Source organism: Pelobacter seleniigenes DSM 18267, assembly GCF_000711225.1.
Lineage (GTDB): Bacteria > Desulfobacterota > Desulfuromonadia > Desulfuromonadales > Geopsychrobacteraceae > Seleniibacterium > Seleniibacterium seleniigenes.
The window spans coordinates 546,156-559,886 of sequence record NZ_JOMG01000002.1 but is presented as its reverse complement, the minus strand read 5'-3'; the positions used below and the strand labels follow the sequence as shown (position 1 = coordinate 559,886).

General features: G+C 56.1%; 13 protein-coding genes. 2 read left to right on the top strand and 11 right to left on the bottom strand.

Features of this window, described 5'->3' with window-relative positions; genetic code table 11:
• Nucleotides 1-17: 17 nt before the first annotated feature.
• Nucleotides 18-1,259 carry an MFS transporter gene (locus N909_RS0105200; RefSeq protein ID WP_051689541.1) on the top strand — a complete coding sequence of 414 codons (1,242 nt, stop codon included), beginning with the start codon at nt 18-20 and terminating at the stop codon, nt 1,257-1,259.
• Nucleotides 1,260-1,361: 102 nt separating this feature from the next.
• Here the strand turns inward: N909_RS0105200 and N909_RS0105195 are convergent, their stop codons facing one another.
• On the bottom strand, nt 1,362-1,694 hold the full coding sequence (locus tag N909_RS0105195; protein WP_029912372.1) for an MGMT family protein: 333 nt from the start codon (nt 1,692-1,694) through the stop codon (nt 1,362-1,364).
• A gap of 169 nt (nt 1,695-1,863) precedes the next feature.
• Here N909_RS0105195 and N909_RS0105190 point away from each other — a divergent pair, with 169 nt between their 5' ends.
• Nucleotides 1,864-2,700 (top strand): DNA ligase, encoded by an 837-nt coding sequence (locus N909_RS0105190; protein WP_084167482.1) that lies wholly within the window; start codon nt 1,864-1,866, stop codon nt 2,698-2,700.
• An 11-nt stretch (nt 2,701-2,711) separates the two neighbouring features.
• Here N909_RS0105190 and N909_RS0105185 read toward each other — a convergent pair whose 3' ends face one another.
• The 10 genes from N909_RS0105185 to pruA form a co-directional block, all read right to left on the bottom strand.
• A complete protein-coding gene (locus tag N909_RS0105185) occupies nt 2,712-3,050 on the bottom strand; it encodes a tRNA-binding protein (protein ID WP_029912356.1) in 339 nt (112 codons plus the stop codon).
• Nucleotides 3,051-3,103: 53 nt separating this feature from the next.
• Nucleotides 3,104-4,813, bottom strand: a complete 1,710-nt coding sequence (locus N909_RS0105180; protein WP_245613574.1) for a sigma-54 interaction domain-containing protein — start codon at nt 4,811-4,813, stop codon at nt 3,104-3,106.
• 79 nt (nt 4,814-4,892) lie between these two features.
• Complete coding sequence (locus tag N909_RS0105175) at nt 4,893-5,705, bottom strand: universal stress protein (RefSeq protein ID WP_029912352.1); 813 nt, start codon at nt 5,703-5,705, stop codon at nt 4,893-4,895.
• A 36-nt stretch (nt 5,706-5,741) separates the two neighbouring features.
• Nucleotides 5,742-6,461 (bottom strand): ATP-binding cassette domain-containing protein, encoded by a 720-nt coding sequence (locus N909_RS0105170; protein WP_029912350.1) that lies wholly within the window; start codon nt 6,459-6,461, stop codon nt 5,742-5,744.
• Nucleotides 6,454-7,230 (bottom strand): ABC transporter ATP-binding protein, encoded by a 777-nt coding sequence (locus tag N909_RS0105165; RefSeq protein WP_029912347.1) that lies wholly within the window; start codon nt 7,228-7,230, stop codon nt 6,454-6,456. The genes N909_RS0105170 and N909_RS0105165 overlap by 8 nt, the downstream gene beginning before the upstream one ends.
• Nucleotides 7,220-8,176, bottom strand: a complete 957-nt coding sequence (locus tag N909_RS0105160) for a branched-chain amino acid ABC transporter permease (protein WP_036682916.1) — start codon at nt 8,174-8,176, stop codon at nt 7,220-7,222. Before N909_RS0105160 ends, N909_RS0105165 begins: the two co-directional genes overlap by 11 nt.
• On the bottom strand, nt 8,176-9,072 hold the full coding sequence (locus N909_RS0105155; RefSeq protein ID WP_029912341.1) for a branched-chain amino acid ABC transporter permease: 897 nt from the start codon (nt 9,070-9,072) through the stop codon (nt 8,176-8,178). Before N909_RS0105155 ends, N909_RS0105160 begins: the two co-directional genes overlap by 1 nt.
• Before the next feature lie 181 nt (nt 9,073-9,253).
• Nucleotides 9,254-10,384, bottom strand: coding sequence for a branched-chain amino acid ABC transporter substrate-binding protein (locus N909_RS0105150; RefSeq protein WP_029912339.1), 1,131 nt, complete (start codon nt 10,382-10,384; stop codon nt 9,254-9,256).
• 676 nt (nt 10,385-11,060) lie between these two features.
• Nucleotides 11,061-11,969, bottom strand: a complete 909-nt coding sequence (locus tag N909_RS0105145; RefSeq protein WP_029912337.1) for a proline dehydrogenase family protein — start codon at nt 11,967-11,969, stop codon at nt 11,061-11,063.
• 111 nt (nt 11,970-12,080) lie between these two features.
• On the bottom strand, nt 12,081-13,730 hold the full coding sequence (pruA, locus tag N909_RS0105140; RefSeq protein WP_029912334.1) for an L-glutamate gamma-semialdehyde dehydrogenase: 1,650 nt from the start codon (nt 13,728-13,730) through the stop codon (nt 12,081-12,083).
• Nucleotide 13,731 lies beyond the last annotated feature (1 nt).

Here is a 13,731-nt window from a genome sequence, read left to right as displayed (position 1 = left end):
CATGAACAGGTGCTATCGTGACCGAATATTCCGCCCTTGAACCGGGAACAAAAGCTTACTGGCAGGCCAATCTGGCCTTGTTTTTTGCCGGGTTTGTGACCTTTTCCACCATCTACATGTTCCAGCCGTTATTTCCCGACCTAGTCGCGGAATTCGGCATTACGCCAGCCACGGCCAGCCTCTCGCTGTCCTTTGCCACCTTTGCCCTGGCATTGACCCTGCCGCTATCCGGTGTCCTGTCGGATGCCTGGGGCCGCAGAGGGATCATGATCGTCGCGGTGGTGGCGGCCTCACTGCTGGCCCTGGTCAGTGCCTGCCCCCTTCCGTTGTCTCTGTTGCTCGGGGTGCGGCTGATCCAGGGGCTGGTCCTGGCCGGGGTTCCCGCGGTGGCCATGGCTTATCTCAATGAAGAGATCGAGCCGCGTGCCATCGGTAGCGCCATGGGGCTGTATATTGCCGGCAACGCCTTTGGCGGCATGACTGGCAGGATTCTGACCGTGATTCTGGCGGACCTCTGGTCCTGGCGCATGGCGGTTGCCGCCATCGGCGGGCTGGGGCTGCTGCTGGCGCTGTTGTTCGCCTGGCTGCTTCCCCCTTCCCGCAATTTTCAGAGCCAACGACCATTGCAACTGCGCAGCCTGACCTCTTCCCTGCTCAGGCATCTGCGCCATCCAGGCCTGATCTGCCTGTTCCTGCTTGCCTTCTGCTGTATGGGCGGATTCGTCACTCTTTACAACTATGTCACTTTCCGCCTGCTGGGCAGCGAATTCAATTTGCAGCAGTCCCAGGTTGCGCTGATTTTTCTTGCTTATGCCTTCGGGGGCTGCGGCTCCAGTGTGATGGGCCGGCTAGTGGATCGTTTTGGACGGCCTTCGATTCTGTTCATGTCTCTGGCGATCATGTTGAGCGGTCTGTTGCTGACTCTGGATCAGGGGCTGGTCTTGGTCATTCTCGGAATTGTCGTTTTCACCATAGGCTTTTTCGGCGCGCATGCGATCTGTTCGGCCTGGGTGGGGGTGCTTGCCGGAGAAGCACGTGCCCAGGCCTCTTCCCTCTATCTGTTTTTCTACTACTTGGGCTCGAGCATCTCGGGGACTGGCGGGGGCTATTTTTATTCGAGCTGGGGCTGGCACGGAGTGGTGACGCTGATCGCGGGGCTGATCGGGGTGGCGTTGCTGAGCGGCCTGCGGCTGGTCAGTGTGCTGCCCACAGCGGGTGCGGCGACCCTGCCCAAAGCTCTGCCCGGTAACAGTCGCTAGCAGTCCCGGGTACAGATCCCCCTTCGGCCACCCGCCACCGAGGAGGGGACGATCCGGCCGAAATGCCATCGACCGTATTGTCTTGCGCCGGGGCCATGACACTCAGCAGGGCTGGTCCGGAAAAGGCCAGAGATATGTCTGCAGATCTATCTTTCCTGCGGCTGAAAATTGCACTCCTTCCGCCTCCAGCAACGCACGCTGGAGAATATTCCCTTCTCCGTCCCGGCGCGGGCTGATTCCTCCTTGGCTGTTGATCACCCGTTGCCAAGGGACGTCATGGCCTGGAGGTAATGCGGCCATGGCAAAACCCACGGCCCGCGGAGTGGTCCCCACCAGTTTGGCGATGCGCCCGTAGGTGCTGACCGAACCGGGCGGAATTCCCCTGACCAGGCTGTAAATACGTTGATAGAGAGACCCTTGTTGGGGAACAGTCATGAGGGCGCCTTTCCGCGATGGTTGACTTGTTGACACGGCCAAACAGCTTTCAAAATAGCATCGGGTAAACCCTTGACTCAATTTTATTTTGCGCCTGTCTGGGAATCAGAAAAAAGCCAGAACTCGCCACTAATATTGGTCCGTACAGGATTTAAGCGAGGAGGGGGAGATGATGCGCAAAACCATTGGCGGGTGGCTGGTTCTGGGGTTTCTGTTGGTTGCGACCGTTGCCGCCGGGGAACCCATGTTGCCAGAGGTTTATCGCGACCAGGTGGATGTGACCGGTTGGCTGATGAGCGAGAAGCTGGACGGAGTCCGCGGGTATTGGGACGGCCGCCAACTCTGGTCAAAAAACGGTCATCCGTTTGTACCGCCGCCCGAGTTTGTGCGTGACTGGCCCCCTTTTGCGCTGGAAGGGGAGCTCTGGGCCGGCCGCGGTCAATTTGCAACCGTGGCTTCGATCGTGCGCAGTGAAAGCCGGAAAGAGCGCTGGTTGCAGCTGCGTTTTGCGATCTTTGATGCCCCCGCAGCCGGCGGATCTTTTGCCGCGCGGATCAACCAGGCCAGGGAATGGTTTGCCGCCCACCCCGGGGGGCATGCTTTTGTGATTGAACAGATCCCGGTTCAGAGTGAACAACATCTACAGCAGGAGTTACAGCGCGTCGAAGCTCTGGGCGGGGAAGGGCTGATCGTACGCCGGGCGGATACTCCCTATACGCCGGGGCGCAGCCCGACGATCCTGAAAGTCAAAAGTTATCTCGATGCCGAAGCGACCGTTATCGCCCAGCTGCCCGGCAAAGGGAGAAACCTTGGCCGACTCGGAGCCCTGCTGGTCAGAATGGCTGATGGCACCGAGTTCAGAATCGGCAGCGGGTTTTCGGATGCTGAACGCGACCGGCCACCACCGCTGGGAACCCTGATCACCTTTAAGTATTATGGCCGTTTTGCTTCCGGCATCCCCCGCTTCCCGTCATTTTTGCGGGTACGTGAGGATGACGGCTTATAGGGCTGCGCTGTTCAGCCGAGTTTGGCGCCGTTGGTGACTTTTCTTTCCGGAACGGCCAGTACGACCGAGCGATCTTCCTGATAGAAACCGGTGATCAGGCATTCTGAACGAAACGGGCCGATCTGTTTGGGGGGGAAGTTGACCACCCCAACGATCTGCCGTCCTTTTAAGTCTTCCTTGCTGTAGAGATCGGTGATCTGGGCACTCGATTTTTTGATGCCGATGGTCGGCCCGAAATCAACCTTGATCTTATAGGCCGGCGTGCGTGCTTCAGGAAAGTCCTCAACCTCGACAATCGTCCCGACGCGTAATTCCACTTGGTCAAAATCCTGCCAGCTGATCTCTTTCATGCTTGTCTCCCATGGGTAGAGGGTGGATGGAGTTCATTTATCATAGCAAAGGATTATCTCTGGTACAGGAGGGTGTGCAGATCAATTCCATATTTATGCAGCTTGCGGGCGACGGTCGGCTGGCTCATGCCCAGTTCGGCCGCGATATCGAGCTGTTTGTGAAAGCGTTGAGCGGTCTTCAGAATAACATGCCGTTCCACGCTTTCGACGATCTGTTCCATGGTCATTTCGCGGGGCCATTCGGTGAGGAAGATGCCGACGCTGTTTTCGTTCTGGGCGATGACGGTCTGGGGCAGTTCATCGACGTCAATCAGCTCGCCCTCGGCCATGACCACCAGCCGCTCACAGATATTCATCAGCTCACGAACGTTGCCCGGGTAATTGTATTGACAGAGGACGTCGATGGCTGCCGGGGTCAGCCGTTTCGGTTTACCGATCCGCTCGGCGAAACGGGTAATGAAACTGTTGATCAATGGAACCAGGCAGTCGCGCCGTTCGCGCAAGGGAGGAATGTTGATAGGGATGACACTGAGCCGGTAGTAGAGATCGGTTCGAAACTGTCCCTGGCGGATCATCAGTTCGAGGTCGCGATTGGTCGCGGCGAGAATCCGCACATTGACCCGCCTGCTTTTGGTGCTGCCGAGGCGGGTAACCTGGCCGTCCTCCATGAACCGTAACAGTTTAACCTGCGAGCCCTGCGGCAGCTCGGCGATTTCGTCAAGGAAGATGGTGCCGCCGTCGGCCAGTTCCAGATAGCCCGGCTTGTTGCCCACCGCACCGGTGAAGGCCCCTTTTTCATAGCCGAACAGCTCGGCTTCGATGAGCGACTCCGGGATGGCGCCGCAGTTCAGCTTGATGATCGGTTGCCCGGCGCGGGTGGAGTTCTTATGAATAAGGTCCGCGATCAGTCCCTTGCCGACACCGGATTCCCCCAGCAGCAGGACCGTTGAGTCGACTTCACTGAGCTTGAGCGCTTGCTGGAGGGTTTTGATCATGCTCGGACTTTCGGCAATGATCGCCAGGTCGGCCAGCTGCTGCTGCTGGAGTTCCCGCACCTGATGGCGGAACTGGTTGCCGAGAGCCTGCTGTTCTTCCAACTCGTGTTGCAGGCGGTCGATTTCGGTGATGTCCTTTTCACTGACCACCACGCGGATCAGTTCGTTGTTATCGTCGAAAACCGGGGTGCCCGTGGAAATCAGTTTGCGACCGTAGCGGTTTTCCTGCAGCAGGCTGACCTGGGCACGGTTTTTAATGGCTTCCAGGGCAGCTGACGGGAGGATGACCAGCCCATCGGCGGCAACATCGAGATAATGTCGTCCGATCAGTCGATCGGGAGGAGCGTTGTTGATGCGGGCGGAAGCAGGGTTGACCCGTAAGATAAAACCTTTTCCGTCACAGACAAAGAGGCCGTCGGAGGAGCAGTCGATAATGGCGTCATTTTCCCGGGTCAGCTGCTGCAACGGCCGGTTCTCCATCAGGACGATCAGCACGCCGCGGCCGTCCGGCATCTCCTGCGGTCCGAGCCAGGCCATTTGATCGGCCAGATCCTTTTCCAGGGCGGTGACAAACTGGCTTTCACCGCGGTTGAGGACCAGCCGCACAGCAGCGTTGAGACGAGGGCAGGTCAGCGGTAATTCCTGCTCGGGAAGGTAATGCGCTGCCAGCGATCCCCAGGCCCATATAACGCTGCCGGTCGGACCGATGATCGCGCCACCGGTACCGACGGAAGCAATGATTTCAGAAAACTGTTGAGAATCCAGCACGATCTTTTTTCTGCGGTCGAACCGCCGGTCGAGCTTCGTTGCAGCTCAGGCTGCAATCCGAAGCCTTTAGAACAGCCAATTAATGGGACATCAGCACCGGGACGGTCATATGCTGAAGCAGGTGCCGGCCGGTATCGCCAAGGGTCTGAAACCCGCGCCGCGATTGCATGGTCGCGCCCATGACCAGGAGATCGGCACCGACATCCGCACAGCGGTTGAGGAGCAGGTCGCCGACACTTAACGGTCCGCTGACCCGTTTTTCGCAGCTCAGTCCCGGCAGTTCGTAGCGGCTCATATGATGACAGATGTCTGCTTCATGGGATTGGTAGATCTCGTCGCCGTCTTTGCCCTGAACAGTAATGACCTTGACCTCCTCCGCCATGGCCAATAGCGGCATGGCATCGTTCAGAGCCCGGGCTGATTCCGGACCGCCGCGCCAGGCCTGGAGGATAATCTTGAAGTCCTGTGGAAAGGTGCCGGCGTAAGGGACGATCAGCACCGGGCGGCCTGAACCCAGCACCGCTTTTTCCGGCAGGTTGTCCGGAATGGCAGGATCGGGAGCGGAGCTGTCGGTCTGGCTGATGATCAGCATATCTCGATAGTGACTGTACAGGTTGATCGCTTGGGAGACATTCAGGCCGCTTTGATAACTGTCGACAATGATCCATTCCGTCTCGATCCCGGCTGCGCTGGTCATCTCCTCAAACAGCACTCGGGCCTCGTCTTCTTGGCGGTGCAGATCACGCATATCGGCAAGATAATGGGGGCGTGGGACAACATAGATTCCGGCCAGCAGTGAACCGTGCTGTTTGGCAAGTTTTATAGCGACTTCCAGTCGTGACGTACAGGTCGGGCGATTGTCAATATGGACGAGGATATCTTTTAAGCTCATAGCTCAACTCCTTTGGGGCCACCCGGCCAGGCGGCATCAGTTTTTCTTGCCCAGGTACGCTTCCTGAACTTTTTCGGACGCGAGCAGTTCAGCAGAGGTTCCTGCCAGGGCGATCTTGCCTACATCAAGAACGTAGCCGCGATCAGCGAGTTTCAACGCCGCCTTGGCATTCTGTTCGACCAGCAGAACGGTCACGCCCTCTTGGGAGATCTTTTTGATCTGCTCGAAAATGGCTTTGACCAGGATCGGCGCGATTCCCAGTGAGGGTTCGTCAAGCAACAGCATTTCCGGCTTGCTCATCAAGGCCCGGCCGATGGCGAGCATCTGCTGTTCTCCGCCCGATAGGGTGCCGGCCAGCTGCTTGCGTCGTTCTTCAAGGCGCGGAAACAGTTGGTAGACCCACTTCAAGGTTTCGCGGTCGACTTTGCTTTGCGAAAAGGCACCCAACAGCAGGTTTTCCTCAACGGTCAGGATACCGAAGACCCGCCGCCCCTCGGGAGAATGGCTGATGCCGAGTTTGACGATCTTATGGGCTGGCTGCTGAGTCAGTTCCTGCCCCTTGAAGAGAATCGAGCCGGATTTGGCTTTGAGCAGCTGACTGATGGTCCGCATGGTGGTGGTTTTGCCGGCGCCGTTGGCACCGAGAATGGTGACAATTTCACCTTTGCGAACTTCCAGTGAAATCCCCTTGATGGCGGCAATGCTGCCGTAGGAGACCTCAAGATCTTTTATTTGAAACAGGACGTCGTTACTCATCGTCATCCTCACTTCCCAGATATGCTTCGATAACTGCCGGATTTTTTTGAATTTCGGCGGGAGTCCCTTCGGCAATTTTTTTGCCGAAGTTAATTACGGTCAGATAGTCGGTGACTTCCATGACCATATCCATGTCATGTTCGATGAGCAGCACCGTGATCCCCTTGTCGCGGATTTTAAAGATCGTATTCAGCAACCCCATGGTCTCTTTATCGTTGAGCCCGGCCGCGGGTTCGTCAAGAATCAGCAGGGTCGGGTCAACGGCCATGGCGCGGGCCATTTCGACCCGGCGCTGGATTCCATACGGGAGGGATCCGGTCGGTGTGGCTGCAAATTCGGAGAGATTGAAAAATTCAAGCTGCTCTTCTACCTTGTGCCAGTTGTCCAGTTCGTCGCGGCGGGCAGCGGGGGTTGGAACAATCCCGTGCCACCAGCGTTGCATACTCTTGATATGCCGGCCGCTCATGATGTTTTCGGCCACCGACATCTGGCTGAACAGGCGGATGGTTTGAAAGGTTCGTACGATGCCGCGATCGACAATCTGGTACGGGGTCAGTCCGCGGATCTCTTCACCGCGCCAGTTGACAGAACCTTCCTCCGATTTGTAGATACCGGTAATACAGTTGAAAACGGTGGTCTTGCCGGCGCCGTTGGGGCCAATGATGCCGTAGATTTGACCTTGTTCAACTTTCATGCTCAGGTCGTCGACGGCAGTCAGTCCACCGAAACGTTTGGTGACGTTGTTCAGGATCAGATTGTTATGCGCCATGGTTCGATTCCTTAATCAGAAACTTGGGGATTTTGCCGAAAGTTGCCGGCCAGATACCGCGGGGGCGGAGGATCATGGCCAGGATCATCGCGAAGCCGAAGATAAAGTAACGCCAGGTCGCGAATTCGCGGAAGATCTCCGGCAGCACGAACATTACGAATACCCCGAGCAGCACCCCGGGGATTGACGAGCCCCCGACCAAAACGATGCTGAAGAAGAGAACCGACTGGATGAATTCGAAGGCTTCCGGGCTGACCGCCGAGTATTGAGTGGCATAGACGGTGCCAGCCAATCCGGCGATGCCGGCGCCGAGGCCGAAGGCAAAAATCTTGTAAACGCGGGTATTGATGCCGATGCTCTCTGCTGCCAGTTGATCTTCCCGCAGGTAGTGTAGCGCCCGCCCGGGTTTACTCTTTGCAAGGTTGCGCATCACCCAGAGGGTGAGGAGCAGAACCAGAAAGGCGAAGTAGTAAACTGCCACCTGGCTGACCAGGTTGGTGCCGAAGATGTTGAGTGAGTCGAGGCCGAAGATACCGTTCGGGCCGCCGGTCACTCCGCCAAGATTATTTTGCAGGACCTGAACAAATACAATATTGAAGCCAATTGTGGTGACCAGCAGATAGTCGCCGCGCAGGTGGACGATCGGCCCGGCCAGCAGGATACCGAACAGTGCCGGAATCAGAATTGCCAGCGGGACGGTGGCAATGATCGGCCAGTCGAACTGATGGTTGAGAATTGCGGTCGTGTAGGCACCCATGCCGAAAAACAAGGCTTGGCCCATATTGAACATACCGCTTTTGCCAAGGATAATGTCCTGTGACAAGGCTACCACGGCAAAAATCAGAAAGGTGATGGCGACCGCCTGCCAACGTTCATTAAGCAGGTGCGGCAGAATTGCCATAACCACAATAAAGATCGGAAGACCAAAGCGTTCGAGGTTTTTCATCAGACTTTCTCCGCAACCCGCTCACCGAGGATCCCGGTGGGGCGAACAATCAAGATTAAAATCAACAGGACAAAGGTGAAAGCGTCGGCCCAGGTACTGGAAACATATCCGGCGATGAAGGCATTGAACAGGCCGAGCAGCATGCCGCCGAGCATTGCCCCGGGGATGTTGCCGATGCCGCCGAGGATTGCCGCAATAAAGGCATAGAGCCCGTATTGCCACCCCATATTGAAAGTAATACCCCGATAATAGAGACCAATAAACAGACCGCCGACCGCACCTAGAGAAGAGCCGATGATAAAAATCAGGGCGATGACGCTGTTGACATTAATGCCCATCAGCCGGGCGGCGTCCTGGTCGATGGAACTGGCGCGGATCGCAGCACCCATGCGGGTTTTTTCAACGAACAGGTAGAGGGATACCATCAGTACCAGCGACAGGGCCAGGATCAGCACCTGAATCAGGCTGATCACGACGTTGCCGAAATTCCAGTAGACTTGGGGTACCAGCTCCGGGAAGATTTTCATCCGTGGGCCCCAAATCAGCATGATGCCGTTCTGGATGACCATGCTGGCACCCAAGGCGGAGACCACGGCCGACAGGCGCGGCGCGGTCCGCAACGGCCGATAAGCGACCCGTTCGAGGATAATCCCGACGCAGGCCATGATTGCCGCGGACAGGAGAAAAATAACAATTACGGCCCCCAGTGAAGTGGCTTTCCCCATGACCTGGGTGTAGATGGTCAGTCCGACAAAAGCTGATGCGGCGACCATGTCACCATGGGCAAAGTTAATTAATTTCATGACACCATAAACCATGGTGTAGCCGAGCGCGACCAGGGCAAACATGCTGCCGATGGTCAGGCCGTTGGCAAGTTGCTGCAGAAAAATGTCCATAAAACTTCTCCGAGGTTGGTGATTCTGTGCTCAACTTAACTGCCTGTCAGACGCCAGAAGAGGGGTGTGGTGTCCTCTTCTCGCGTCTGCTGGGCAAGGGCCGGCTTTGTGTGAATGGGCCTGGATAAGGTCACAGGGCGGGGAAAACATCTCCCCGCCCTGTCAGATTGTTCAGAACGGTTTACTGAACATATTCGTTGGCGTAGGTGCCGTCAGCCTGGATTCTTTTCACCACATAAGCACCACCTTTGCGGTTACCGTCGGCGGAGAAAGCGATTGGACCAGTGATCCCCGGCATCGGCTCAGGCATGTTGTGCAGGTAGTCAGCTGCCTTCTTGGTGTCGAAGCTCTTATTCTGTTCCATGGCGTGGATGATCGCACGCATACCGTCAATATTCATCAGACCCCAGATGGAAGGCGGCATTTCACCGTAGGTTTTCTGATAGTCGGCAATAAAGGTTTTGGCGATTTCGTAGGGGAGCACGTCCGGTGACGGAACGTTCACGATGAAAGCGCCTTCTGCAGCCGAGCCTGCCAGTTTTACAAAGTCCGGATTATCGTTGGCGTCACCGCCGTAGAAGTCGGCTTTGATGCCGAGGGCGATCTGCTGTGAGCGCAGTTGGCCGCCATCGGAGTAGTAGCCGGCAAAGAAAATTGCATCCGGGTTTTTCGACTTGATGTTGGTCAGGACCGGAGTGAAGTTTTGTGAATCAGCTTTGATCTTGTCGCGGGAAACCACATTGCCGCCAAGTTTTTTGATGGCAGCTTCAGCGGCATTGGCCAGGCCGTCGGCATAGGTTGAGAAGTCGGAAAGAACCACGATCCGCTGATACTTTTTGACGTTAACCAGGTAATTGGCGACGAATTCGGCTTCGGCGCTGTTCGGGAAGGAGTTACGCAGGAAAGTCCAGTAGCCGTTTTCGGTCAAAGAATCCGCGGTCCCGTCGGAGGTCTGCAGGACACCGGCTTTGAAATAGGTTTTTTGAGCAGCTTCAGCGCAGGTTGAGGTGTAGGAACCGATGACCATGGAGACGCCTTTGTTGACCAGGTCCTTGGCGCAGATTGCGGCGGCCATGGCAGTCCCCTGATCGTCGCAGGTGATGACTTCAACCTGTTTGCCCATAACCCCGCCGGCGGCGTTGATCTGAGAGGCGAGCAGGCGTACGCCGTTGTCGATTCCCTGACCTTCGTTGGCATAGCTGCCGGTAATCGGAGCCTGAACACCGACCTTGAGGGTGTCGGCCCAGGACAAGCCTGCCGTCAGTGCGACAGCAAAGAGCGCTAACAAGATATTACGGAATTGCTTCTTCATTGTGTTTCCTCCTTGTTTGATGGTTTTAAACACTGTTTTGATGAAGGTTACCTTTCCGATTTTCATCGGTCAACGAAAATGTCACCCGTGAAAAGTTCATCTTCCTCCCCCTTGAGAGAGTAACCTCGGAAAATTTCTCAATAACCTGATTTTCCAATAAAATGACGACCTTCTCGGTTTAATGAATGCTTCTTTTAAGAATCTTTCAGGGATCCGGCCAACCTATCTATCATCGGCGAAACCCTGGGAAAAAGCATTCTATTTTTTGCCCTTTTCTATCTGAGTCACGGTTTTTAACGCAATCGGCAGTTCGGCTGTCGAAAACGGCTGGCAACCGTTTTTTAAAGGCTTCTGTCTGCCGTCCAGGCCTTTTTCTGGCGCATCGGGTGACGCTTGGACGGGCAAACTGTTAATGCTGTGTTCGAGTTCGTTCTCGATTGATCAATGAATTAATAGTGGCGATCAGAGGTCTCGCCTTTGAGACCAGGCATTGTCCGAAGTTTCAGTCAGGCCAATAAGGAGCCTGATTCGGTCAAGCTGTGTTGCGGGTGATGCTTGTTTTGCTATTCAGGCCTCAGGTGGTTCGGAAACAGCCGAGATCCATCTGAGGCCCTCCGAAGCGCAGCAGCAACTCTAGCACTTCTGTTGGTCGGGCCGCAAGAGGCCCCTGAAATTGTTAATGTTTTTTCAATCCAAACATCTGCCTCAGGGCATGCTGGGCGATGAAGGGATTTTCTTTGAGGCGACGTTTCGAGTAGGGGAGCCAGTCCTGCCCGTAGGGAACATAGATCCGCAGGCGGTGGCCGTTGTCAACGATGATTTTCCGTAACTCTTCATCGACTCCGAGGAGCATCTGGAATTCGTACTGATCGGGTTTCAGGCCCAGTTCGCGCACTAGATTCATGGCTTCAAAAACCAGAGATTCATCGTGGGTTGCGATCCCGACGTAGGCACCCTGCTTGAACATCCGCTCCAGGCAGGTGACATAGTTGCGGTTGATGGCCTGCGGGTGCTTCCAGGCATGGAGTCTGGGTTCGATGTAGATCCCCTTGCACAGGCGATAATTCTGATAACCGTCAGCCAGGTCGATAATGTCCTGTGGCGTCCGTCGCAGGTAGGCCTGCAGCACCGTCCCGACATGGCCGGGGAATTCTTCCCGCAGCTTGCGGAAAAATTCCAGGGTGTCGTCCGTGGTCGGGATATCTTCCATGTCGATGCGAATGAAATTGTTGATCCGCTTGGCTTCGGCAACCAGCTCATGAATCAATTCGAAGCAGCGTTCCTTGTCCAGCGTGAGTCCCATCTGGGTCGGCTTGATGGACAGGTTGGCGTTCAGCTTGTGCTGGTCGATGGCCTGGAGGATCTCCAGTCCGTTGTTTTTGAAAGCGACCGCCTGGTCGATTCTGGTGATGAATTCCCCAAGGATGTCGATGGTGGTCATCATGCCTTGCTGATTCAGCTCTTTGGTTACGCGGATCGCGTCATCCAGGGTGGAGCCGGCGATGTAGCCTTTGGCAAAGTAGCTGACGATCGGCTTCGGCACATGCATGATGGTTTTGGAAACAAGAAAATTAAAGAGAGACATGTTCAGCTTCCTGCTGGTCAATAAAAAAGGTTGATGGGGAAATCTCTGCACTCGGCCTGCGCCGAGTGCAGATGACCGTTTAACCCGAGCCCCTTGGGCGCTTGGCAGCCGTTATTCCGGATCCATGAAGGGGTATTCGAAAGTTGTCGGCGGGACGAAGTTTTCTTTGACCGCCCGCACCGAAGCCCAGCGCATCAGGTTCTGCTTGCTGCCGGCCTTGTCGTTGGTTCCCGAAGCGCGGGCTCCGCCGAAAGGTTGCTGGCCGACAACCGCGCCGGTCGGCTTGTCGTTGATATAGAAGTTCCCGGACGCATTGACCAGTTTGGCCATGGCAAAGCTCGTGGCGACCCGATCCTGGGAGAAAATGGCGCCGGTCAGGCTGTAGGGTGACGTCTGGTCGCACAGTTCCAGGGTCGCCTCAAAAGCGTCGTCCTGATAGCAGTACATGGTCATCACTGGGCCGAAGATCTCTTCTTCCATGGTTTTGAAGTTCGGGTTGGTGGTGGTGATGACGGTCGGCTCGATGAACCAGCCCTTACTGTCGTCATAACCGCCGCCGATGGCGATCTCAGCATCTTTGGCGTCCTTGGCGTAGTCGATGTAGGCGGTGATGCTCTTAAAGGCGCCCTTGTCGATAACGGCGTTGACGAAATTGCCGAAGTCACAGACGTCGCCCATTTTGATGCGATCGGTCTGGGCTTTGATTTCGTCAAGTACGGGCTGCCAGATACTGGCCGGGATATAGGCACGCGATGCGGCCGAGCACTTCTGCCCCTGGTATTCGAAGGCGCCGCGGACGACTGCAGTGGCGAGGGCTTTCACATCAGCGGATTTGTGGGCAAAGATAAAGTCCTTGCCGCCGGTTTCGCCAACGATGCGCGGATAAGTTTTATATTTGTTGTCAGCCAGGTTGGTGCCGATGGTTTTCCACATGCTCTGGAAGACCGCGGTACTGCCGGTGAAGTGGATGCCGGCAAAGTCGGGGCTGGCAAGAATGGTGTCGCCGACATTGCTCCCCGAGCCGGGGACGAAGTTGATGACACCGTCCGGCAGTCCGGCTTCCTGGAGCAGCTTCATGAAGTAGTAGGGGGCATAAACCGCCGATGAAGCCGGTTTCCAGACCACGGTGTTGCCCATGATGGCCGGCGAGGTCGGCAGGTTGCCGGAGATGGCCGTGAAGTTGAACGGCGCGACGGCAAAGACAAAACCTTCCAGCGGGCGGTGCTGAACATAGTTCCAGACCTGGCGGGAGGAGAGCATCGGCTGGTCTTCATAGACCTGCTGGGCAAAATAGACATTGAAGCGCAGGAAGTCGATCAGCTCACAGGCGGAATCGATCTCGGCCTGGAAGGGGTTTTTGCTGATATTGAGCATGGTGGCTGCGTTGATCAGGAAACGATAGGGGCCGGCAAGCAAGTCGGCAGCCTTCAGGAAGATGGCGGCGCGCTCTTCCCAGCGCAGGCTTTCCCAGACCGGCTTGGCGGCCATGGCGGCATCAATGGCCATCTGGACTTCTTTGGGGCCGGCCTTGTGATACGTGCCCAAGGTAATAGAGTGATCATGAGGGCAGGCAATCTTGGCGGTATTGCCGGTGCGGACTTCTTTGCCACCAATAATCAAAGGCACTTCCACCTGTTTGGATTTCAGCTCCTCCAACGCAGTCTTGAGCTTGGCGCGCTCAGGTGTGCCGGGGGCGTAAGTCAGGTTCGGCTCATTTTGCGGAACAGGAACGTTGATTGAAGCATTATTCAGAAGATTCATG